This is a genomic window from Geodermatophilus sp. CPCC 205506, from assembly GCF_051383635.1.
In the GTDB taxonomy this organism is placed as follows: Bacteria; Actinomycetota; Actinomycetes; order Mycobacteriales; family Geodermatophilaceae; genus Geodermatophilus.
This window is the reverse complement of record NZ_JALPKP010000038.1, coordinates 14,783-37,070: the sequence shown is the minus strand read 5'-3', so window position 1 is coordinate 37,070 and position 22,288 is coordinate 14,783. Positions and strand designations below refer to the sequence as shown.

Genomic DNA, 22,288 nt, shown 5'->3' with positions numbered 1-22,288 from the left:
ACGGTCGCGCCGCCGCGGAGCCCCGTCAAGGGGCCTCCGCTCCGCCGCCGGCGCGGAGTGTGGGGGCAGCGTGGCGGTCGTGTGGGTGCCGGACGCCGGCGCGCGGCGACAGGCTCGTCGCCATGACCGAGACCTCCTCCTGCCCCCTCACCGACGTCTCCGACATGGTGGTCGTGCACCGCGTCTTCCGCCGCGAGTTCCGGCTGATCCCCGAGCTGGCCCGCGCCGTGGCCCCGGGCGACACCGCCCGCGCCCGCGTCCTCGCCGGGCACGCCCGCATGGTCCTCACCGGGCTGCACCTGCACCACACCAGCGAGGACGAGCTGCTCTGGCCCAAGCTGCTCGAGCGCGCCGCCCCCGACGCCGCGCTGGTGCACCGCATGGAGGACCAGCACTCCCGGGTCGAGCAGGCCATCGAGCGGCTCGGCCCCGCGCTGGACCGCTGGGAGGCCGAGGCCCGGCCGGCCGTCACCGAGGAGGTCGCCGCCGGCTTCGACACCCTCCGCGCGGCGCTCATCGAGCACCTCGACGAGGAGGAGCGCGAGATCCTGCCCCTCGCCGCGCGCCACGTCACCCAGGCCGAGTGGTCGCAGCTCGGCGAGCACGGTGTCGCGGACATGCGGCCGAGGGACCTGCCGATCATGTTCGGCGCGGTGGTCGAGGAGGCCACGCCCGAGGAGCGGCGGGCGATCCTCGCCGTCCTCCCGGCGCCGGTCCGGTTCCTGCTGCGGACGGTGTTCGCGCGCCGGTACCGGCGCTACGTCAGCCGGGTGCGGAACGGGCGGTGAGCTGCGCGGCGAGCCCGGGGACGTCGGCCGGCCGCAGGCCGCGCCCGCGTTCCCAGGCCCGCCGGAACGCCTCCTCGCCCAGCGCCGTCCGCACCTCGGGCAGGTGCCGGGCCAGGCTCTCCAGGTCCGGGGGGAAGGACACGGCCACCGAGGCCGCCTCCGCCGTCGCCGACCCGGCCGCGAACAGCTCCGCCGCCAGCTCCGGCCGCCCCCGCCGCGCGGCGAGCACCGCCAGCCCCGGCACCGTGTAGGCCATCGTCCAGGTCGTGCCGACCGCCGCGGCCAGCTCCGCGGCCTCGGTCCACTCGCGCAGCGCGGCACCGTCGTCGCCGCGGGCCAGGGCGAGGCTCGCCCGCACGTTGAGCACCGTCGCCAGCGTGAACGGCCCGCTGGCCGCGCGCGCGATCCGCTCCGCCTCGGCCAGCCCCGTCGCCGCACCGGGGAGGTCGCCGGCGCGGAACAGCAGCTGCGCCTGCGCCGTGGCCGCGTGCGCCAGCGCCCACGCGTGCTCCGTCGCCTCGCCCAGGCGCCGGGCGGCGGCCAGCAGCGGCGCCGCCTCCTCGAAGGACCCGAGGAAGACCGCGGCCGACCCCGCCAGCACCAGCGCCTCGGCCCGCACCGCGTCGTCCCCGGCCTGCTCCGCCGCGGCGGCCGCCCGGACGGCTGCCGACGCCGTGGCGCCGACGTCCCCCGACGCGAGGCTCAGCCCGGCGATCGCCACGTGCAGGGCGGCCCGCTCGCCGGGCGAGAGGGTGTCCTCCTCGACGCGCTGCGCCCACGCCAGCCCCTCGGCGGTGGTGCCGCGCAGCGCCCAGTAGAGCCAGGTGTCCGCCGCGAGCCCGGCCGCCGCGCCGTGCCGGCCGGCCGCGACCAGCCGGGCCAGCGCCGCGCCGAGGTTGCCGTGCTCGAGCTGCAGCCGGTCCAGCCACTCCGGCTGCTCCCGGCCGCGCAGTCCCCGGCGGGCACCGGAGGCGAGCGCGCGGACGAGGTCGGCGGCCCGGTCGGCGACCGCGTCGGCCTCCCCGGCGTCGCCCAGGCGGACGGCGGCGTACTGGCGGACCGGCTCCAGCAGGCGGTAGCGGCCGGCCGGCTCGTCCGAGGCGACCACCAGCGACTGCTCGACCAGGCCGGCCAGGGCGGGCAGCACGTCGACGTCCGCGCCCGCCACCTCCTGGACCGCCTCCAGCGCGAAGCCCCCCGCGAACACCGAGAGCCGGCGCAGCAGCACCTGCTCCTCGGCGGTCAGCAGCTCGTGGCTCCAGTCGAGGGTCGCCCCGATCGTCCGCTGCCGCTCCGGCAGGTCGCGGCTGCGCGGGGAGGCGACCGCCTGGTCGAGCCGGGCCAGCAGCGCGGCGGGGGAGAGGAAGCGGGCGTGCGCGGCGGCCAGCTCCAGGGCGAGCGGGAGGCCGTCCAGCCGGCGGCAGATCGCCGCGACGTCGGGCGCCGTGGCCTCGGTGAGCGCGACGGCCCGGCCGGCCGCCCGGGCACGGTCGAGGAACACCCGGGCCGCCGGTGAGGCGGAGACGGCCTCGACGTCGGACCGCGCGGGCACGGCGAGCGGCTCGAGCGGGACCTCGAGCTCGGCCCGCACCCGGAGCGCGGCCCGGCTGGTGGCCAGCACCACCAGCCCGGGGCAGCGGGCGACCAGCGCGGCCACGTCGCCGGCGGCCGGGAGCAGGTGCTCGAGGTTGTCGAGCACCACGAGCTGCCGGCGCCCGCCGAGCTGGGCGGCCATCGTGTCGAGCAGCGGGGCACCGCCCGCCCGGACGCCGAGCGCCCGGGCGACCGTCGCCAGCACCAGCCGCGCGTCGCGCAGCGGGGCGAGCTCGACGACGGTGCCGCCGCCGGGGAAGTCGCCGGCCAGGGCCCGCGCGACGTCGAGGGCGAGGCTGGTCTTCCCGACGCCGCCCGGCCCGGTGAGGGTGAGCAGCCGGGTGGCGCCCGACCGCAGCAGCGCGACCACCTCGTCCCGCTCGGCCGACCGGCCGATCAGCGGCGCCGGCGGGTGGGGCAGCGGGGCGGGTTCGGGCGGAGCCGCCGGGGCCCCGGGGCCGGGCTGTTCCGGGCGGGCGGCCGCAGCCAGCGCGTCCCGCTCCGCGGGGTCGAGGTCCAGCGCGTCGGCGAGGGCCCGGACGGTGTGCGGGTAGGGCCGCCGCCGCTCGCCGCGTTCCAGCGCGCTCACGGCCTTGGCGGTGAGGCCGGACCGCGCCGCGAGCTCCTCCTGGCTCAGCGCCGCGCGCCCGCGGAACCGGCGCAGGAGCCCGGCGAACCCACCCGCGTCGGCGCCCACCGGCCGGAAGGTAGCAGCGGGGCAGGTGTCAGTCCCGGGCCAGATCGGCGTGCTGCTGGCGCAGCTCCCGCTTGAGGATCTTGCCGCTGGGGTTCTTGGGCAGCGCCTCGGAGAGGACGACGTACTTCGGCCGCTTGTAGCCGGCCAGCCGGTCGCGGGTGTGCGCCTGCACGTCCTCGGTGGTCAGCGTCGCCCCGGGCTTCGGGACGACGACGGCGGTCACCGCCTCGACCCAGTACGGGTGGCTGATGCCGAAGACCGCGACCTCGGCGACGCCGTCGAGCTCGTAGATGGCCTCCTCGATCTCCCGGCTGGCCACGTTCTCCCCGCCGGTCTTGATCATGTCCTTCTTGCGGTCGACCACCGACAGGTAGCCGTCCTCGGTCATGACGCCGAGGTCGCCGGAGTGGAACCACCCGCCGCGGAAGGCCTCGGCGGTCTTCTCCTCGTCCGCGTAGTACCCGAGCGTGGCCTGGGGGCTGCGGTGCACGATCTCGCCGACCTGGCCGGGCGGCACCGGGTGGCCGTCGTCGTCGACCAGCCGGGTCTCGACGTTCAGCGTGGCCCGCCCGGCCGAGCCGGCCCGCTCCAGCTGCTCGTGCGGCCGCAGGATCGTGGCCAGCGGGGCCATCTCGGTCTGGCCGTAGAAGTTCCACAGCTGCACGTCCGGCAGCCGGCGCTGCAGCTCGCGCAGCACCTCCACCGGCATCGGCGAGGCGCCGTAGTAGCCCTTGCGGAGGCTGGACAGGTCGGTGGTGTCGAAGTCGGGGTGCCGCAGCAGCGAGATCCACACCGTCGGCGGGCAGAACAGCTTGGTCACCCGCTCCCGGGCGATCGTGGCGAGGATCGTGCCGGCGTCCGGCCCCGGCAGGATGATGCTGGTCGCGCCGAGGTAGACGTCGACGGAGAAGAAGCAGTCCAGCTGCGCGCAGTGGTACATCGGCAGCGAGTGCAGCTCGACGTCGTCGGCGCTCATGCCGCCGTCGATCGCGCAGGACACGTACTGGGTGATCAGCGAGCGGGACGAGAGCAGGACGCCCTTGGGCCGCGACTCGGTGCCCGAGGTGTACATCAGCCGCAGCGGGTCGTCGTCGGCGACCGCGACGTCGGGGGCCGTGGCGGTCCCGTCGCGCCACCACCCGTCGACGTCCTCCCAGCCGGGGGCCGGCGCGGCGCCGGCCAGCGGGATCCAGCCGCGCAGCCCGCCGTCGACGCCCGCGGCGGCCATCGCCTGGTCCGCCGTCCCGGCCAGGGCGTCCTCCGCGACGATCCCGCGCGCACCGGAGTGGCCGAGGATGTAGGCGATCTCCTCCGCGCCGAGCATGAAGTTGACCGGCACGAGCACCACGCCCAGCTTGGCGGTGGCGAACGCGAGGACCGCGAACTGCCAGCAGTTGTGGCTCAGCAGCGCCAGCCGGTCGCCCTTGGCCAGGCCCCGCTCGGCCAGGGCGTGCGCCGTGCGGTTCACCGCGACGTCGAACTCCGCGTAGGTGACGCGCAGGTCGCCGGCCACCACCGCGAGCTTGTCCGGGTACCGGGCGGCGGTGCGGTGGAGGAGATCGCCGACGGCGTGCTGGCGGGCGCGGGCGACGGTGGCGGCGGTGTCGGGCAGGAACGTCGCGTCCATGACGGGCTGGCCTCCGGGCTCGGGTCCGGGCGGGGACGGCTCATCATGCCCGCGCCGGCGGGAGCGGTGGCTCCCGGACGTGGTGATCAGGGCCGGGGGCCGCGTAGAGTTACTTGGACGTCCTACTAGTTCGGGAGTGTCATGCCGACCGACCTGCACGTCCCCGTCCACCCGGTCCGGTTCGTCACCGCGGCGAGCCTGTTCGACGGGCACGACGCGGCGATCAACGTGATGCGCCGGCTGCTGCAGAGCCAGGGCGCGGAGGTCGTGCACCTCGGGCACGACCGCAGCGTGGACGCCGTGGTGCGCGCGGCGCTGGAGGAGGACGTGCAGGGGGTCGCGATCTCCTCCTACCAGGGCGGGCACGTCGAGTACTTCAGCTACCTGGTCGAGCGGCTGGCGCGGTCCGGCGCCGGTCACGTGCAGGTGTTCGGCGGCGGCGGGGGCGTGATCGTGCCCGAGGAGATCGCGCTGCTGCGGGAGCGCGGCGTCACGATCTTCTCGCCGGAGGACGGCCAGCGGCTCGGCCTGCCGGGGATGGTCAACGAGCTGATCCGCGCCTGCGACGTCGACCTGACCGCGTCGGGCCCGGACGTCGACGCGCTGCGCACCGGCGACCCGGCGGCCCTCGCCCGGGCGATCACGGTGCTGGAGGCCGGCCGCGACCCGGAGCTGGCCGCGCGGGTGCGGGAGGCGGCGGCCGGGCGGACGGTGCCGGTCCTGGGCATCACCGGCACCGGCGGCTCGGGGAAGTCCTCGCTCACCGACGAGCTGCTGCGCCGGCTGCGGCTGGACCAGGAGGACAAGCTGCGGGTCGCCGTCCTGGCGATCGACCCGACCCGGCGCCGCGGCGGCGGTGCCCTGCTCGGCGACCGGATCCGGATGAACGCACTGGAGACCGGCGACGGGTCGCACACCTTCTTCCGCTCGCTGGCCACCCGGTCCGCCGGCGCGGAGACCCCGCAGCACCTGGACGACGTGCTGTGCGCGGTCGAGGCCGCCGGGTTCGACCTGGTCGTCGTGGAGACGCCTGGCATCGGCCAGGGCGACGCCGGCATCGTGCCGTTCTCCGACGTGGCGCTGTACGTGATGACGCCGGAGTTCGGCGCCGCGTCGCAGCTGGAGAAGATCGACATGCTCGACTTCGCCGACGCCGTCGCGATCAACAAGTACGAGCGGCGCGGGGCCGAGGACGCCCGCCGCGACGTCGCCCGCCAGCTGGTGCGCAACCGCGAGGCGTTCGGGCAGCCGTGGGAGGAGATGCCGGTCTTCGGCACCAGCGCCGCCCGGTTCAACGACGACGGCGTCACCGCGCTCTATCAGCACCTGCTCGGCCTGCTGGCGGACAAGGGGCTGCCGGTCGGGTCCGGGGTGCTGCCGCGGGTCGACGTCCGCACCTCCACCGGGCTGTCGTCGGTGGTGCCGTCGTCCCGGTCGCGGTACCTGGCCGAGATCGCCGAGGCGGTGCGCGGCTACCACGCGGCGACCGAGGCGCAGGCGGAGATCGCGCGGCGGCGGCAGCACCTGCGCACCGCCGCCGACGTGCTGGACGGGGACGCCGCCGAGGCCGCCCGGACGGCGATGGCGGCGGCCGACGCCGAGTTGCTGCCCGAGGTGCGGTCGCTGCTGGAGGAGTGGCCGGCGCGCGTCGAGGACTACTCCGGCGACGAGCTGGTCTACACGGTGCGCGGGAAGGAGATCCACACGCCGCTGACCCGGCGGACCCTGTCCGGGACGGAGGTGCGGCGGGTCTCCCTGCCGCGCACCCGGGACGACGCCGAGCTGCTGGGGTTCCTGCGCCGGGAGAACCTGCCCGGGTTCTTCCCGTTCACCGCCGGGGTGTTCCCGTTCAAGCGGGCCGGCGAGGCCCCCGCGCGGATGTTCGCCGGCGAGGGCGACGCCTTCCGCACCAACCGCCGGTTCCAGCTGCTGAGCGCCGGCAACGAGGCGACCCGGCTGTCGACGGCCTTCGACTCGGTCACCCTCTACGGCCGCGACCCCGACCCGCGGCCGGACGTCTACGGCAAGGTCGGCACCTCCGGGGTCTCCATCGCCACGTTGGACGACATGGAGGTCCTGTACTCCGGCTTCGACCTGTGCTCGCCGACGACGTCGGTGTCGATGACGATCAACGGCCCCGCGCCGACGATCCTCGCGATGTTCCTCAACACCGCGATCGACCAGCGGCTGGAGGCGTTCCGCGCCGACGAGGGCCGCGAGCCCGACGCCGGCGAGGCCGAGGAGATCCGCGCCTGGGTGCTCGCCAACGTCCGGGGCACGGTGCAGGCCGACATCCTCAAGGAGGACCAGGGCCAGAACACCTGCATCTTCTCGACCGAGTTCGCGCTGCGCTGCATGGCCGACATCCAGGAGTGGTTCATCGACCACCGGGTGCGCAACTTCTACTCGGTCTCGATCTCCGGCTACCACATCGCCGAGGCCGGGGCGAACCCGATCAGCCAGCTGGCGTTCACCCTCGCCAACGGCTTCACCTACGTGGAGTCCTATCTGGCGCGGGGCATGGCGATCGACGACTTCGCGCCCAACCTGAGCTTCTTCTTCTCCAACGGCATGGACGCCGAGTACTCGGTGATCGGCCGGGTCGCCCGCCGGATCTGGGCGGTGGCGATGCGGGAGCGCTACGGCGCGAACCCGCGGTCGCAGCAGCTGAAGTACCACGTGCAGACCTCGGGCCGGTCCCTGCACGCGCAGGAGATGGACTTCAACGACATCCGGACGACGCTGCAGGCCCTCTGCGCCATCTACGACAACGCCAACAGCCTGCACACCAACGCCTACGACGAGGCCGTCACCACCCCCAGCCCGCACTCGGTCCGCCGGGCGCTGGCCATCCAGATGATCATCGACAAGGAGTGGGGGCTGGCCGGCAACGAGAACCCGCTGCAGGGCTCGTTCGTCATCGAGGAGCTCACCGACCTGGTCGAGGAGGCGGTGCTGACCGAGTTCGACCGGATCGCCGAGCGCGGCGGCGTCCTCGGCGCCATGGAGACCGGCTACCAGCGCGGCCGGATCCAGGACGAGTCGATGCTCTACGAGCACCGCAAGCACGACGGCAGTCTCCCGATCGTCGGCGTCAACACCTTCCTCGACCCGCACCGCGACGAGACCCCGCCGAAGCCGCTGGAGCTGGCCCGCGCCACCGAGGCGGAGAAGCAGTCGCAGCTGCAGCGGCTGGCGGACTTCTCCGCCCGGCACGCCGACGCGGCGCCGGCCGCGCTGGCCCGGCTGCAGCAGGTGGCGATGGAGGGCGGCAACGTGTTCGCCGAGCTGATGGACGCCGTCCGGGTGTGCTCGCTCGGCCAGATCTCCGAGGCGTTCTTCGAGGTCGGCGGCCAGTACCGGCGCAACGTCTAGGGGCAGAAATGGCCATTTCTGCCCTCCGGGACGACCTGGGGACGGCGGTCGAGCTGCCCCGGCCGCCGCGGCGGGTGGTCTCGCTGGTGCCCTCGCTCACCGAGGCGCTGGCGGCCACCGTGCCCGACCGGCTGGCCGGCGCCACCGACTGGTGCACCCACCCGGCGGACCTCGACGTGGCCCGGGTGCGCGGCACCAAGAACCCCGACCGCGCGGCGATCGAGGCCCTCGCGCCCGACCTGGTGGTCGCGAACCAGGAGGAGAACCGGCGGCTGGACGTCGACCGGCTGCGCGCGGCCGGCGTGCCGGTGTGGGTGACGGTCATCGAGTCGGTCGACGAGGCGCTGGCCTCGATGCGCCGGCTGTTCGGCGAGGTGCTCGACGTCGGGGAGCCCGCCTGGCTGACCGCCGCCGCGGCCGCCTGGGCGGACCCGGCTCCGGGAACCGGGCTCCGGGTCGCCGTCCCGGTGTGGCGGGATCCGTGGATGGTCGTCGGCGCGCGCACCTTCACCGGCGACGTGCTGGCCCGGCTCGGGCTGGTCAACGTCTTCGCCGACGCGGCCGACCGCTACCCGAAGGTGGCGGTGGAGGAGATCCGCGGTGCCGCGCCGGACGTCGTCGTCCTCCCGGACGAGCCGTACGTCTTCACCGCGGACGACGGGCCGGAGGCGTTCCCCGGCGTGCGGACGGCGCTGGTCTCCGGCCGCGACCTCACCTGGTACGGGCCGTCGCTGGCCCCCGCCCGCGCCCGCCTGCTGGCCGCGATCGGGGGACCGGGTTGACGCCGCTCCCGTCGGGCCCGAGCCTGTGCCGATGACGGTGCTGTCCCTCCCGAGCCGTGGCCGCTGGGTGTGGGACGCCCGGGACCGGACGCGGGCGGTCCGGGTCTCCGCCCATCCCGAGGTCGGGCTGCTCAACCTGAGCGTCTGGCGGGACGAGACCTGCGTGGGCACGGTCAAGCTGCGGCCGGACGAGGTGGCGAGCCTGGTGGCCGCGCTGACCGACGGGCTGGCCGAGGTGGCCGTGCACCCGCCCGCGGGGGAGGAGCCCCGGCTGGCGGCGGTGGAGGACCGGGTGACCGAGCTGGAGGCCCGCCTGGCGGCACCGGCAACGGTGGCGGCGACGGCGGCCCGGGCGCTCCGCGCGCTGAGGAGGGCCTTTCAGGACCGGGTGTAGCGGCGCCGGAGCAGGTGCTTCTGCAGCTTCCCGGTCGGCGTGCGCGGCAGCTCGTCGACCAGCTCCACGCGGGCCGGGCACTTGTAGTGGCTGAGCCGCTCGCGGGTGTAGGCCACCAGCTCCTCCGGCAGGGCGGCGGTCGCCGCACCCGGCGCGGGCTGGACCAGCGCCAGCACCGACTCGCCCATCTCCTCGTCGGGGACGCCGATCACCGCGACGTCGAGCACCGCCGGGTGCAGGGCCAGGACGTCCTCGGCCTCGCGGGGGTAGATGTTCACCCCGCCGGAGATGATCATGTTGGCCTGGCGGTCGGTGAGGTACAGGTAGCGGTCCTCGTCGAGGTACCCCATGTCGCCGACGGTCGACCAGGTCGGGTGGTCGGGGTGCTGGGCCTCCGCCGTCCGCGCCGGGTCGTTGAGGTAGGCGAACGGCATGGTGTCGCGCTCGAAGTAGACGACGCCCACCTCGCCCGGGGGGAGGTCCCGGCCGTCGTCGCCCACGACGTGCACGGTGCCGAGGAAGCCGTCGCGGCCGACGGTGCCCGGCCGGGCGAGCCACTCCTCGCTGCTCACCATCGTGATGCCGGCGCTCTCGGTCGAGGCGTAGTACTCCTCGAGCACCGGGCCCCACCAGTCGATCATCGCGCGCTTGACCTCCGGCGGGCACGGCGCCGCGGCGTGGACGGCGACCCGCAGGCTGGACACGTCGTAGCGGGCCCGAACCTCCGCCGGCAGCTTGAGCATCCGCACGAACATCGTCGGCACCCACTGGCTGTGCGTGACGCGGTACCGCTCGATCGCGGCCAGCGCCGCCTCGGGGTCGAAGGACTCCATCATCACGACCGTCCCGCCGGTGGCCTGGACGGTGGCGACGAACCGCAGCGGCGCCGCGTGGTAGACCGGCGCGGGCGAGAGGTAGACGGTGTCCGGCCCGAACCCGTAGCGGGTGCCGAACACCGCCACGAGGCTGTCGCCGGGCTCGGTCACCTGCCGGTCGGGCAGCGGCGGGCGGATCCCCTTGGGCCGGCCGGTGGTGCCCGAGCTGTAGAGCAGGTCCGCGCCGCGCGGCTGGTCGGCCGGCGGGACGGGGTCGCCGGCGGCCACCGCGGACCGGTGGTCCGCGAAGCCCTCGATCGGCCCGCCGACGGCCAGCGCGGACGTGACCGCCGGGACGGCGGCCCGCACCTCCCGCGCCAGGGGGGCGAGCGTCGCCGCGGCGACGAGCACCCGGGCGCCGCTGTCGGCCACGACGTAGGCCGCCTCGGCCGGGGCGAGGTGCCAGTTGACCGCCGTGACGTACAGCCCGGCGCGCTGGCAGGCCCAGTAGACCTCCGAGACCTCCGGCCGGTTGTCGCTCAGCAGCGCCACGACGTCCCCCCGCCGCAGGCCCTCGGAGCGCAGCCACGACGCCAGCCGGGTGGAGCGCTCCTCCAGCTCGGCGTAGGTCAGGGTGGCTCCGGAGCCGGCCATCACCAGGGCCGGCTTGTCGGGGTCGGTGCGCGCGGTGGCGCCGGGCCAGGGCACAGCTCCTCCTAGGCGGGACGGGTGCGGACCAGGTTCATCGCCACCATGCTCAGGGCGACGACGCCGTCCTGGTTGAGCAGCTCGATGCGGGTGCGCAGCAGGCCGCGGTCGGGCTTGGACCGGGACAGCCGGGCCTCCTCGACGGTGGTCCGCAGGGTGAGCTCGTCGCCGGGGCGCACCGGGGCGGTCCAGCGCAGCTCGTCGACGCCGGGGGAGCCGAGGCTGGAGACGGGGGAGAGGTACTCGTCGGCGAACAGCCGCATCATCAGGGCGCAGGTGTGCCAGCCGCTGGCGATCAGGCCGCCGAACGGCCCGGCCGCCGCGGCCCGTGCATCGACGTGGAAGGGCTGGGGGTCGAAGCGCCGGCCGAAGTCGACGACGTCGTCCTCCTCGACCCGCAGCGGGCCGAACTCGGCGGTCGTGTCCACGACGTAGTCCTCGAACCAGCGCTCGTCGCTCACCGGCCCGAACGTAGGACGACGGCACCCGGTGCGCGACCCGGCCCGTTGCTAGCGTGGCCCGCGTGCAGCCCCCCACCGGTCCGCTCGCCGGGATCCGCGTCGTCGAGCTCGCCGGGCTCGGACCCGCCCCGTACGCGTGCATGCTGCTGGCCGAGCTCGGTGCCGACGTCGTCCGCGTGGACCGCCCCGGCGGCGGCACCGCGCTGGTGCACCCGGCCAAGGAGGCGCTGCACCGCAGCCGCCCGTCCGTCGCCGTCGACCTCAAGACCCCGGTGGGGCGCGACGTCGTCCTGCGGCTGGTCGACGCGGCCGACGTCCTGGTCGAGGGGCTGCGGCCGGGGGTCACCGAGCGGCTGGGCGTCGGCCCGGAGGACTGCTGGGCCCGCAATCCGCGGCTGGTCTACGCCCGGATGACCGGCTGGGGGCAGGACGGCCCGCTGGCCGCCCGCGCCGGCCACGACATCAACTACCTCGGGCTCACCGGCGCGCTGCACGCCATCGGGACGGCGGACAAGCCGGTCGTCCCGCTCAACATCGGCGCCGACTTCGGCGGCGGGGCGCTGTTCCTCGTCGTCGGCGTCCTCGCCGCGCTGCTCGAGCGGGGGAGCAGCGGGCGGGGGCAGGTGGTCGACGCGGCCATGGTCGACGGCGCGAGCTCGCTGGTCACGATGGTCTACGGGATGCTCGGGGCCGGCCTCTGGCAGGACCGGCGGGCGGCGAACCTGCTGGACGGCGGCGCGCCCTTCTACGACACCTACGCGTGCTCGGACGGCGGGCACGTGGCCGTCGGCGCGATCGAGCCGCAGTTCCACGCCCAGCTGCTGGCCGGGCTGGGGCTGACCGACCGGTATCCCGGCGGGCAGCTCGACGTGGCCCGGTGGCCCGAGCAGAAGGCGCTGCTCACCGAGGTCTTCGCCACCCGGACCCGGGACCAGTGGGCCGAGGTCTTCGCCGGCACCGACGCCTGCGTCACCCCCGTGCTCGGCTTGACCGAGGCGCCGGCCCACCCCCACCTGGCCGCCCGCGGGACCTTCGCCGACGTCGGGGGCGGGCCGCAGCCGGGCCCGGCCCCGCGGTTCTCCCGCACCCCCGCGGCGGTGCGCAGCGCCCCGCGCACACCCGGCCAGGACACCCGGACGGCGCTCGAGGCCTGGGGCCTGTCCGCCGACGAGGTGACCGGGCTGCTCGACTCCGGCGCGGTCGTCCAGGCCGGCTGACCGGCGCACCCACCACGCGAGGAGGTCCCGTGACGGACGAGGTACTGGTCGAGCGGCGCGACGGCGTCCAGGTCGTCACGATCAACCGCCCGCAGGCGCGGAACGCGCTGACCCGCGCGGTCGCCGAGGCGGTGGCGGCGGCCGTCGACGAGTTGGACGCCTCCGACGAGCTGCGGGTCGGCGTGCTCACCGGCGCCGGCGGCACCTTCTCCGCCGGGATGGACCTCAAGGCCTTCCTGCGCGGGGAGACCCCCGCGATCGAGGGCCGGGGACTGTGCGGCATCACCCAGACCCCACCGCGCAAGCCGCTGATCGGGGCGGTCGAGGGCTGGGCGCTGGCCGGCGGCTTCGAGCTCCTGCTCGCCTGCGACCTCGTGGTGGCCGCCGAGGACGCCCGCTTCGGCGTGCCCGAGGTCAAGCGCTCGCTGGTCGCCGCCGGCGGCGGCGCGCTCCTGCTGTCCCGGCGGGTGCCGGTCAACCTGGCGATGGAGATGCTGCTGACCGGCGAACCGCTCGGCGCCCCGCGCGCGGCCGAGGTGGGCCTGGTGAACCGGCTGACCCCGGCCGGCGGCGCGCTCGACGGCGCCCTGGAGCTGGCCGCCACGATCGCGGCGAACGGCCCGCTGGCGCTCGCGGCGACCAAGGCCGTCGCCCGCGGCGGCGCCGACTGGACCTTCGAGGAGGGCTGGGCGCGGCAGGCCGAGATCATCGGCCCGGTGTTCGCGAGCGAGGACGCGCGGGAGGGGGCGACCGCCTTCGCCGAGAAGCGCGCGCCGGTCTGGCGCGGCCGCTGAGGAGGGCCGCCGTCTTCCCCGGGCCGGGAGGCGGCTCGGAGCCGGCGGGCCCGCGGTGGTAGACCGGCAGGGTGCAGCCGCCGGTCCGGCGCTGCGGTACCGAGGGGGGCCATGAGCGCGGACACGACGCCGGACGCCGGGACCAGCGCCGGGCCCCCCGCCGCCCCGCAGCCGCTCGGCGCGCTGGCCATCCTGCGCATCGGCGGCTTCCTGGTGCTCTACCTCAACGCCGCCGCGGTCTTCCTCGGCGTCATGGCGCAGGCGATCGCCCGCAGCTGGCTGGCCTTCGAGCTCACCGGCTCCAACGCGGCCCTGGGCGGGGTGCTGCTCTCCTTCGGCATCGCGCTGATCATCGCGACCCCGTGGGGCGGGGTGGCCGCCGACCGGCTGCCCAAGCGGCTGGTCCTCCAGGTCTCGGTGCTCGTGCTGGCCGCCTCCAGCGCGTGGATCGGCCTGGCCGTCGTCTTCGACGTCATCCAGTACTGGATGCTGCTCGGCGCCGGCGTTCTGCAGGCGATCGGCTTCGCGCTGTTCAACCCGGCCCGCATGGCGTTCCTCTCCGAGCTCGTGCCGCGCGGGTCGGTGCCGCAGGCGGTGTCCCTGCTCCTGGTCAACGCCGAGGTGAACCGGGTGATCGGCCCCGCGCTGGCCGGCGTCGTCATCGGCGCGGTCGCCTGGGGCACCGAGGCGATCTTCCTGATGAGCGCGGGACTGGCCACCGTCGGCGTGCTGCTCACCGGGGCCCTGCCGCCCGGGCACCGGCGCGGCGCTCCCTCGGACCGGTCCCCGGTCGGTGAGCTGGCCGACGGCGTCCGCTACGTCCGCCGGCACCGCTCGCTGAGCGCGCTGACCTGGTGCGGCATCGGCGTGACCATGTGCGGGATGCCCTACCTGGCCTTCATGCCCACCATCGCCACCGACCTGTTCGGCCTGGGCTCGCTCGGCTACGGGGTGCTCTCGGCGATGTCGGCCGTGGGCGGGGTCGTCACCGGCCTGCTGCTCGGACGGCGGTCGTCGCGGGTCCGGGAGGGACGGGTGTTCGTGGTCTCCGGCGCGCTGTTCGGCCTGGCGATCTGCGCGCTGGCGGTCACGCCGAACGCCGCCGTCGCGGTCGGCGTCCTGCTGGTGCTGGGCGGCGCGATGCTGGCCTTCCAGACGACCAACCAGTCGCAGCTGATCGCGCTGTCGGACATGGAGTACCACGGCCGGGTGCAGTCGCTGATCATGCTCAGCTTCGGGGCGTTCGGCATCGCCGCGCTGCCGCTGGGCCTGCTCGCCGACGTCATCGGCCTGCGCTGGACGCTCACCGGGATGGGCGTCGGCGTCCTGCTGTTCGTGCTGATGTACGTGCTGGTGAGCCGGCGCGGGGTCGGGACCGCGCAGCGGCTGCGCGACCTCGGCTGAACCGCCCGCTCAGCGCCAGTCGACCCCGGGCAGGGTCGCGCTCCAGGACTCCACGATCCGGTCGCCGGCCACCCGGTGCACGACCAGCCAGGTCACCACCGAGGTCTCCCCGGTGTCGAGGTTCACCCCGGTGGTGGTCGCCCGCGTCCAGACCCGGTCCTGGGCGGTGACCTGGTCGTCGACGGTCGTGGCCGGGTCGTGCAGCAGCTGCCAGGAGTTGCTGACCTCGCGCCGGAACTCCGCGCGGGTCAGCGACCGGGTGCCGGCCGACGAGTGCCGGACGTAGGGCTCGCCGATCAGCTCGTCGATGACGCCGAGGTCACGCCGGTTCCACAACCCGTCCCAGTACCGCCGGACGATCCCGGCCACCGCCTGCTGGTCCACGAGCGGGATCGTAGAGCGCGGCCCGCTGGCCTCAGTCCACGACCACGTCGCCGGGCGGCAGCACCGGCTCGCGCCTGAGCTCCGTGCGGGCCACGGAGCGGAGGTGCACCTCGTCCGGCCCGTCGAACAGCCGCATCGCCCGGTGCCAGGCGTACATGGCCGCCAGCGGCGTCACGTCGGTCATGCCGGCCCCGCCGTGCACCTGGATGGCCCGGTCGATGACCCGGGTGGCCGCCCGCGGAACGGCGACCTTCGCCATCGCGACGAGGTCCTTCGCGGCCTTGTTGCCCTGGGTGTCGATGACCTGGCAGGCGCGGTGGCACAGCAGCCGGGCCTGCTCGATCTCCAGCCGGGACTCGGCGATCTGCTGCTGCACGACGCCCTGGTCGGCCAGCGGCCCGCCGAAGGCCTCGCGCTGCTGCGCCCGCCGGACCAGCAGCGCCAGGGCGCGCTCGGCGGCGCCCAGCGCGCGCATGCAGTGGTGGATGCGGCCGGGGCCCAGCCGGGCCTGGGCGGCGGCGAACCCCCCGCCCTCCTCGCCGACGACGTTCGCGACCGGCACCCGCGCACCCTCGAACCGCACCTGCGCGTGCCCGTGCTGGTCGTGGTGGCCGAGCACCGGGTAGTCGCGGACCACCGTCACCCCCGGGGTGTCCCGCGGGACGATCACCATCGTCTGCTGCCGGTGCGCCGGGGCGGAGGGGTCGGTCTTGCCCATGAGGATGAACAGCGCGCAGCGGGGGTCCATGGCGCCGCTGGTCCACCACTTGCGCCCGGTGATCACGTACTCGTCGCCGTCCCGCTCCACGCGGGTGCCGATGTTGGTCGCGTCGCTGCTGGCGACGTCGGGCTCGGTCATGGCGAACGCCGACCGGATCTCCCCGGCCAGCAGCGGTTCCAGCCACTGCTTCTTCTGCTCCTCGGTGCCGAGCAGGTGCAGCAGCTCCATGTTGCCGGTGTCCGGGGCGGCACAGTTGATCGCCTCGGGGGCGAGGTCCAGGCTCCACCCGGACAGCTCGGCGATCGGCGCGTACTCCAGCTGGGTCAGCCCCGACTCCGCCGGGAGGAACAGGTTCCACAGCCCGCGCTCCCGCGCCCGGCGCTTGAGCTCCTCGACCACCGGCGGGACCTCGTGGCCGTCGGGCCCGGTCGCCCGGCGGTGCGCCAGGTAGTCGGCCTCGGCCGGCAGCACCTCCTCGCGCATGAAGGCGACCATGCGGTCGTGGAGGTCGCGGGCGTGGGCCGAGGGTGCGGACAGGTCGTGGTCGGTCACGGCGGGCTCCTGACGGTCGGGCGGGTGCTCTCCCTGCGACCGTAGGGGTCAGGCCGAGGCGGTGCCGTCCTCGGCCGGACGCGCGACGTCGCGGTGCGGGCGCGACTGCCAGATCGCCCACTCGGCGCTGACGTCACCGGCGGTGCGCAGCAGTCTGGGCAGGTGCTCGCCGAGCAGGTGCTCGGTCGAGGTCTCCGCCGCGTGGACGGTGACGTTCATGGCGGCGCGCACCGAGCCGGACGCGTCGCGCACCGGGACGGCGACCGAGCGGACCCCCGGCGCGAGCTCCTCGTCGGCCAGCGCCCAGCCGCGGGCGCGCACCCCGACGAGCTCCTCGTGCAGCTGCTCGGACGTGCGGCCGATGTAGGCGGGCAGCCCGGCGCGGCTGGGCTGGGCCAGCGTCGCCTCGAGCTCGGCGGGCGACAGGGCGGCCAGCAGGACCTTGCCCTGCGACGTCTGCACCGCGGGGAACCGGGTGCCGATCTCCACGCGGAGCGCGATCAGCTTGGGCACCGACACCCGGGCGACGTACACGACGTCGGACCCGTCCAGCTGGGTCATGGACGACGACTCGCCGGTGCTGGCCACCAGCGCCTCCATGTGCGGCCGGGCGATGTCCCACAGCCCGAGCGCGCCGACGTAGGCCATGCCGAGCGTGAGCACCCGCGGCGTCAGCTGGAAGGCGTTGCCGGCCGAGCGCACGAAGCCGAGCTCCTCCAGCGTGAGCAGCAGCCGGCGGGCGGTCGGGCGGGCCAGCCCCGCGGCCGCGGCCACCTCCGACAGCGTCATGTTCCGGTGGTCGGCGTCGAAGCAGGCCAGCACGTCCAGCCCGCGTGCCAGCGCCTCGACGAAGTCCGGTCCCGTGCCTCGCCCTGCCATGACGTCCCCCTCACCTGCGGTGCCGGCCTGCGCGACCGGACGACGGTGCGCCGCGGGGAGGGCCGGGTGCCGGCCCTCCCCGCGGTGGAGCTCAACGGCCGAGGACGCGCTCCTCGCCGCCGGCGCGCTTGGACTCGTCCTCGTAGTCGGTGTACTGGTACGGGTTCGCCAGGATCTCGGCCTCGGCGTCCGGCATCTCCGGGAACATGCCCTGCTGCCAGGTCTCCTCGCCCAGCTCCGAGCGCAGGTACTCGACGGTCGACTCGATCTCCCGCCGCACCGGCGCCAGGTCGATGCCGACCAGCCGGTGGGCGTGCTTCACGACCCGGCCGCCGACGAGCACCGTGTGCACATCGCCGCGCTGCGCCTGGAACGCGACGTGCCCGAGCGGGTTGAGCAGGGGGAACGACACCGGGGAGTCGTCGTTCTTGATCAGCACGACGTCGGCCTTCTTGCCCGGCTCGAGGCTGCCGAGGTCGTCGCGGCCGATGGCGTGCGCCCCACCCTTCGTCGCCCACTCGACCACGTGCTGGGCGCGCAGTCGGAGCTGCGTGATCGTGTCGCCCTTCAGGTGGGCGGTGAGGTGCTCCGACATGCGGTCGGCGTTCAGCGTCGAGCGCATGGCGGAGAACATGTCACCGCTCCACCACACGCTGGTGTCCACCGACAGCGACACCGGGATGCCGTACTGCAGGACCTGCTCGGTGGGGGCGTGCCCCTGACCGGCGCTGCACTCGGACTCCGTCGCCACGGAGATCGACCCTCCGGTGGCGGCGATCCGCTGGTAGCTGTCCCGGGTGAGCGTCGAGGCGTGCACGTAGACGGTCTCCGGCGTCATGAACCCGTGCTCGTGCATCAGCCGGATGCCGTCGTCGTTGGTGGCGCCCCACACGCCGGCGTGCGTGGTCACGGGGATGCCGAGGTCACGCGCGACCTCGAACGCCGCCTTCTCCGGGAAGGCCGGGTCGCCGGTGACGTCGAAGGCGATCTGCACGCCCATCCGGTCGTCGCCGGCGTCGCGGAGCCGCTCGAGCAGGGCGCGGACGGCGGGGTCGGCGGTCCACTCCCACGGGCCCTGCTGGATGTTGCCGTAGGCGAGGACGAACCGGCCGGGGACCGAGCGGAGCGCGTCGAGCGCGGCCTCGCCGTGGTCGATCGTGTGCAGGTTGTGCGACCAGTCGACGGTCGTGGTGACGCCGGCGTCGAGGGACTCGATGGCGGCCAGCCGGTTGCCGGCGGCGATGTCCTCGGGGCGGAACTTCTTGCCGTGCTCGAGGTAGTACCAGACGAAGTACTGGGTGAGCGTCCAGTCGGCGCCGTAGCCGCGCATCGCCGTCTGCCACATGTGCCGGTGCGTGTCGATCATCCCCGGCATCACGATGCCGCCGGAGGCGTCGATCTCCTGCGTGCCCTCGGGCACCTCCAGGCCACTGCCGATCTCGGCGATCCGGTCGTCGACGATCAGGACGTCGGCGCCGGTCAGGACCGTGCAGGAGTCGTCCATGGTGAGCACGGTGCCGCCGCGGAACACCAGGGGGCGCCCGGCCTGCGGAACGGGGCCGTCGGAACTGGTCATCGTCTCCTCCTCGAGACAGGCGACCGTGCGCGGACCTGCGTCCGTATACCGGTCAGGACGTCGGACGAGCCACCCTCGCGCCGTCGCTGCGACGCTGTCAAGACGCCCGTTCACCGCGGCGCGGGCTGACCAGGCCAAAGGGGTGTTCTTGACAGTGTGGCGGAGGACACCAAGACTCAGGGGCCGCGGTATGCGGACTCTCGTCCGCATGCCGGTCGCCAGCTACGAGAGGGGCTTGACCGATGACCGCACACCAGCTCCCCCCGGGCGCGACGCCCGGTCGGGGGCCCCTCGCGGGCCTGCTGGTCGCTGACTTCTCGCGGGTGCTCGCCGGCCCCTACGCCACCATGCTCCTCGCCGACCTCGGCGCCGAGGTGGTGAAGGTGGAGAGCCCCGCGGGCGACGACACCCGGAGCTGGACCCCGCCGGTCCGCGACGGCGTCTCCACCTACTACCTGGGGATCAACCGCAACAAGCGGTCGATCGCGCTGGACCTCAAGGACCCCGAGGACGCCGCGGCCGCCCGCGAGCTGGCCCGCCGTGCCGACGTCGTGGTCGAGAACTTCAAGCCCGGCGGGCTGGCCCGGTTCGGACTGGACTACGAGTCGGTCGCCGAGGTCAACCCGGGCGTCGTCTACGCCTCCATCAGCGGCTTCGGCAGCGGCCCGAAAGGTGCCGCGCTGCCGGGCTACGACCTGATCGTCCAGGCCATCTCCGGGCTGATGAGCCTCACCGGCGACCCCGAGGGCGAGCCGTACCGCGCCGGGATCTCGGTCTTCGACGTGATGGCCGGGTTGCACGCGATGATCGGCGTCCTCAGCGCGCTCAACCTGCGGCACGAGACCGGCACCGGCCAGCACGTCGAGGTCAACCTGCTGGCCTCCGCGCTCTCCGGTCTGGTCAACCACTCCAGCGCCTACGTGGCCGGCGGGGTGGTCCCGTTCCGGATGGGCAACAGCCACCCGAGCCTGTTCCCCTACGAGCCGCTGCCCTGTGCCGACGGCGACCTGATCATCACCGCGGGCAACAGTGGGCAGTTCCGGAAGCTGGTCGAGGTGCTCGGCGTCCCCGAGCTCGCCGACGACCCCCGCTTCGTGCGCAACGAGGACCGCACGGCCAACCGGGACGAGCTGCGTCCCCTGCTGGTCGAGCGGCTGCGGACCCGGACCAAGCAGGAGTGGTTCCGCGACATCATCGCCGCGGGCGTCCCGTGCGGGCCGATCAACACCGTCGACCAGGGGGTGGCCTTCGCCGAGGAGGTCGGCCTGGACCCGGTCGTGACGGTGGGGGAGGGTGCGGCCGCCGTCCCGTCGGTGCGCAACCCGATCACCTTCTCCGCCAACCCCGCGGACTACCGCCTGCCCCCGCCGGGGCTCGACGAGCACGGCGCCGAGATCCGCGCCTGGCTGTCGGCGCCGGCCGGCCGGGCCGCCGACGGGACGGAGGGCACCGCGTGACCGCTCCTGACGGCCCGGTCTACCCCACCGCGCTCGGCGCCTCCAGCCTGGAGTGCATCACCCTGCTGGGCACCGACCTCGCCCGGGACGTGATGGGGCAGGTCGGCTTCGGTGAGCTGGCGTTCTGGCTGGCGACGCAGCGCCGGCCCTCGCCGGGTGAGACCCGGGTGTTCGAGGCGGTGCTGGCCGCGCTGGCCGACCACGGGTTCACGCCGACCGCGATCGTCACCCGGCTGACCTACCTGTCCGCGCCGGACTCGGTGCAGGGCGCGCTGGCCGCCGGGCTGCTCGGCGGGGGCTCGCGGTTCCTGGGGGTCACCGAGGACTGCGGCCGGTTCCTGCACGACGTCCTCACCGGCGTGGACGGCGACCTGCCCACCGACGACGCCGGCTGGGACGCCCTGGCGCTGGAGACGGTGACCGCGCAGCGGGCGGCGAAGCGGTTCGTCCCGGGCCTGGGACACCACGTGCACAAGCAGGGCGACCCGCGCACGCCGCGGCTGTTCGCGATCGCGGCGGAGGAAGGCCTCGTCGGTCCGCACCTGTCGCTGTTCGCCGCGATCGGCCGGGTGCACCCGCAGGTGCTGGGCAGGACGCTGCCGCTCAACGGGGCCGGGGTGTGCGGGGCCGCGCTGGCCGACCTCGGCCTGCCGCTGGAGCTGCTGCGCGGGTTCGCGCTGCTGGCCCGCACCGCCGGCCTGATCGGCCAGCTCGCCGAGGAGCTGCGCAACCCGGTCGGAAACGAGATCTTCCTGTCGGTGGACCTCAACAACCGGTCCGTCGCGCCCGACCCGTACACCCCTGACATCGACGCCAACGGAGGTCGGCATGGCTGAAGTCGCCGCGGTCATCGCGTCCACGCACCACCCGTTCTACTACCGGGCCAGCACGTCGACCGGTGCCGACCGGCCGCCGTTCGCCGACGAGTGGGTGGCCAAGATCGAGAAGTTCCGGGAGACGCTCACCAAGGCCGAGCCGGACGTGCTGGTGATGGTCGGCAGCGACCACTTCCACCAGCTGTGGCTGGACAACATGCCGCAGTTCCTGGTGGGCAAGGCGCCGTTCTTCGACGCCAACTTCTACAACGAGGAGCGCGAGTTCGGCCTGCCGCGGATGACGCTGAAGGGCGAGGAGGAGCTGGCCGCGCACCTCCTGCGCGACGGGCTGGACCGCGACTTCGACCTGGCGTTCAGCAATGAGCTGCGGATCGACCACAGCATCACCTGCCCGATCATCACGCTGCGCCCGCAGGCGGACCTGCCGATCGTGCCGGTCTACACCAACATCTTCGCCCCGCCGCTGCCGCAACCGAAGCGGTTCGTGCAGCTGGGCCGCGCGATCCGGGAGATGGTCGAGTCCTGGGAGAGCGACAAGCGGGTCGCGATCATCGGCACCGGCCACCTGTCGCTGGAGCTCGGCGGCCCGCGCCAGTTCGGCGAGCACGGCCCCGACCCCGAGTTCGATCGCAAGGCCGTCGAGTGGATCGCCTCCGGCGACATCGAGGGCTGCCTGGCCGAGGTGTCGCTGGAGTCCCTGCACCACCCGGGCAACGCCACCCACGGGTTCATGGACTTCATGCTGATGATGGGCGTGGCCGGCGAGGGCGCGAAGGCCGACCACGTCGACACTCTCGACCTCTTCCACACGATGGAGGCCTACTTCACCTGGTACCCGAACGGAGTCCCGGCATGAGCAAGTACCTGCTCGACAAGTTCCTCTACACCGTCGACCGCGACCCGGAGCTGGTCGAGCGCTACCGGGAGGACCCGGCCGGCACGGTGGAGTGGTGGGAGGCCGAGATGGCCAACACGATCCTCAACTGCATCGACGCGGAGAAGTCCACCTGGCTGGCGTTCAGCGAGGAGGAGCGGACGGCGCTGCGCGAGCACGACCACGTCACGCTCTTCCAGATGGGTGCCCACCCGTTCCTGAGCCTGACGCTGTTCATCGCGATGTTCGAGCGCGACCACGGCCCGCTGGAGTACCAGAAGGCCTACGGCAGGGCGATGGAGCACATCTCGATGCCCTACCCCGACATCGCCACCTGACAGAGGGAGCAGTGCT

Annotated in this window: 19 protein-coding genes; 11 read left to right on the top strand and 8 right to left on the bottom strand. The window is 74.4% G+C overall.

Annotated elements, in window-relative coordinates; translation table 11 throughout:
• Positions 1–122 precede the first annotated feature (122 nt).
• Entirely contained in the window at positions 123–788 is a 666-nt protein-coding gene (locus MY520_RS19950; protein WP_436694314.1) for a hemerythrin domain-containing protein, read from the top strand.
• Here the strand turns inward: MY520_RS19950 and MY520_RS19945 are convergent.
• Together MY520_RS19945 and MY520_RS19940 are read right to left on the bottom strand one after the other, a co-directional pair.
• A complete protein-coding gene (locus tag MY520_RS19945; protein WP_436694313.1) occupies positions 763–3,078 on the bottom strand; it encodes an ATP-binding protein in 2,316 nt (771 codons plus the stop codon). The two genes, MY520_RS19950 and MY520_RS19945, sit on opposite strands and share 26 nt — an antisense overlap.
• 28 nt (positions 3,079–3,106) lie before the next feature.
• Positions 3,107–4,705 carry an acyl-CoA synthetase gene (locus tag MY520_RS19940; RefSeq protein ID WP_436694312.1) on the bottom strand — a complete coding sequence of 533 codons (1,599 nt, stop codon included), beginning with the start codon at positions 4,703–4,705 and terminating at the stop codon, positions 3,107–3,109.
• A 141-nt stretch (positions 4,706–4,846) separates the two neighbouring features.
• Between MY520_RS19940 and icmF the strand changes: the two genes are divergently transcribed.
• Genes icmF through MY520_RS19925 form a run of 3 tightly spaced genes read left to right on the top strand, consistent with a single transcriptional unit; the run spans position 4,847 to position 9,256 of the window.
• Complete coding sequence (gene icmF, locus MY520_RS19935) at positions 4,847–8,080, top strand: fused isobutyryl-CoA mutase/GTPase IcmF (protein ID WP_436694311.1); 3,234 nt, start codon at positions 4,847–4,849, stop codon at positions 8,078–8,080.
• A gap of 8 nt (positions 8,081–8,088) precedes the next feature.
• Complete coding sequence (locus MY520_RS19930) at positions 8,089–8,862, top strand: helical backbone metal receptor (protein ID WP_436694310.1); 774 nt, start codon at positions 8,089–8,091, stop codon at positions 8,860–8,862.
• A gap of 31 nt (positions 8,863–8,893) precedes the next feature.
• Entirely contained in the window at positions 8,894–9,256 is a 363-nt protein-coding gene (locus tag MY520_RS19925; RefSeq protein WP_436694309.1) for a hypothetical protein, read from the top strand.
• Here the strand turns inward: MY520_RS19925 and MY520_RS19920 are convergent.
• Together MY520_RS19920 and MY520_RS19915 are read right to left on the bottom strand one after the other, a co-directional pair.
• The gene (locus MY520_RS19920) at positions 9,241–10,779 is read right to left on the bottom strand and encodes an acyl-CoA synthetase (protein ID WP_436694308.1); all 1,539 of its coding nucleotides are present in this window, start codon (positions 10,777–10,779) and stop codon (positions 9,241–9,243) included. The two genes, MY520_RS19925 and MY520_RS19920, sit on opposite strands and share 16 nt — an antisense overlap.
• An 8-nt stretch (positions 10,780–10,787) precedes the next feature.
• Positions 10,788–11,240: a MaoC family dehydratase gene (locus tag MY520_RS19915; protein ID WP_436694307.1), complete on the bottom strand. Its 453-nt coding sequence runs from the start codon at positions 11,238–11,240 to the stop codon at positions 10,788–10,790.
• Positions 11,241–11,302: 62 nt separating this feature from the next.
• Here MY520_RS19915 and MY520_RS19910 point away from each other — a divergent pair, with 62 nt between their 5' ends.
• From MY520_RS19910 to MY520_RS19900, 3 genes are all read left to right on the top strand, one after another.
• Entirely contained in the window at positions 11,303–12,457 is a 1,155-nt protein-coding gene (locus tag MY520_RS19910) for a CaiB/BaiF CoA transferase family protein (protein WP_436694306.1), read from the top strand.
• Between the two features lie 29 nt (positions 12,458–12,486).
• A complete protein-coding gene (locus tag MY520_RS19905) occupies positions 12,487–13,251 on the top strand; it encodes a crotonase/enoyl-CoA hydratase family protein (RefSeq protein ID WP_436694305.1) in 765 nt (254 codons plus the stop codon).
• Between the two features lie 111 nt (positions 13,252–13,362).
• Positions 13,363–14,655 (top strand): MFS transporter, encoded by a 1,293-nt coding sequence (locus tag MY520_RS19900; RefSeq protein ID WP_436694304.1) that lies wholly within the window; start codon positions 13,363–13,365, stop codon positions 14,653–14,655.
• 9 nt (positions 14,656–14,664) lie between these two features.
• Here the strand turns inward: MY520_RS19900 and MY520_RS19895 are convergent, their stop codons facing one another.
• The 4 genes from MY520_RS19895 to MY520_RS19880 all read right to left on the bottom strand — a co-directional run bounded on the left by MY520_RS19895 (position 14,665) and on the right by MY520_RS19880 (position 18,767).
• Positions 14,665–15,039 carry an ester cyclase gene (locus MY520_RS19895; protein WP_436694303.1) on the bottom strand — a complete coding sequence of 125 codons (375 nt, stop codon included), beginning with the start codon at positions 15,037–15,039 and terminating at the stop codon, positions 14,665–14,667.
• Positions 15,040–15,070: 31 nt separating this feature from the next.
• Positions 15,071–16,312: an acyl-CoA dehydrogenase family protein gene (locus tag MY520_RS19890; protein ID WP_436694302.1), complete on the bottom strand. Its 1,242-nt coding sequence runs from the start codon at positions 16,310–16,312 to the stop codon at positions 15,071–15,073.
• Positions 16,313–16,360: 48 nt separating this feature from the next.
• Positions 16,361–17,191, bottom strand: coding sequence for an IclR family transcriptional regulator domain-containing protein (locus tag MY520_RS19885; protein WP_436694301.1), 831 nt, complete (start codon positions 17,189–17,191; stop codon positions 16,361–16,363).
• Between the two features lie 91 nt (positions 17,192–17,282).
• A complete protein-coding gene (locus MY520_RS19880; RefSeq protein ID WP_436694300.1) occupies positions 17,283–18,767 on the bottom strand; it encodes an amidohydrolase family protein in 1,485 nt (494 codons plus the stop codon).
• Between the two features lie 242 nt (positions 18,768–19,009).
• Between MY520_RS19880 and MY520_RS19875 the strand changes: the two genes are divergently transcribed.
• The 4 genes from MY520_RS19875 to MY520_RS19860 are packed head-to-tail and all read left to right on the top strand — an operon-like array spanning position 19,010 to position 22,272.
• Entirely contained in the window at positions 19,010–20,224 is a 1,215-nt protein-coding gene (locus MY520_RS19875) for a CaiB/BaiF CoA transferase family protein (RefSeq protein WP_436694299.1), read from the top strand.
• The gene (locus tag MY520_RS19870; RefSeq protein ID WP_436694298.1) at positions 20,221–21,060 is read left to right on the top strand and encodes a citryl-CoA lyase; all 840 of its coding nucleotides are present in this window, start codon (positions 20,221–20,223) and stop codon (positions 21,058–21,060) included. The genes MY520_RS19875 and MY520_RS19870 overlap by 4 nt, the downstream gene beginning before the upstream one ends.
• Positions 21,053–21,916 (top strand): extradiol ring-cleavage dioxygenase, encoded by an 864-nt coding sequence (locus tag MY520_RS19865; RefSeq protein ID WP_436694297.1) that lies wholly within the window; start codon positions 21,053–21,055, stop codon positions 21,914–21,916. The genes MY520_RS19870 and MY520_RS19865 overlap by 8 nt, the downstream gene beginning before the upstream one ends.
• On the top strand, positions 21,913–22,272 hold the full coding sequence (locus MY520_RS19860; RefSeq protein WP_436694296.1) for a hypothetical protein: 360 nt from the start codon (positions 21,913–21,915) through the stop codon (positions 22,270–22,272). Before MY520_RS19865 ends, MY520_RS19860 begins: the two co-directional genes overlap by 4 nt.
• The last annotated feature ends 16 nt before the right edge of the window (positions 22,273–22,288 follow it).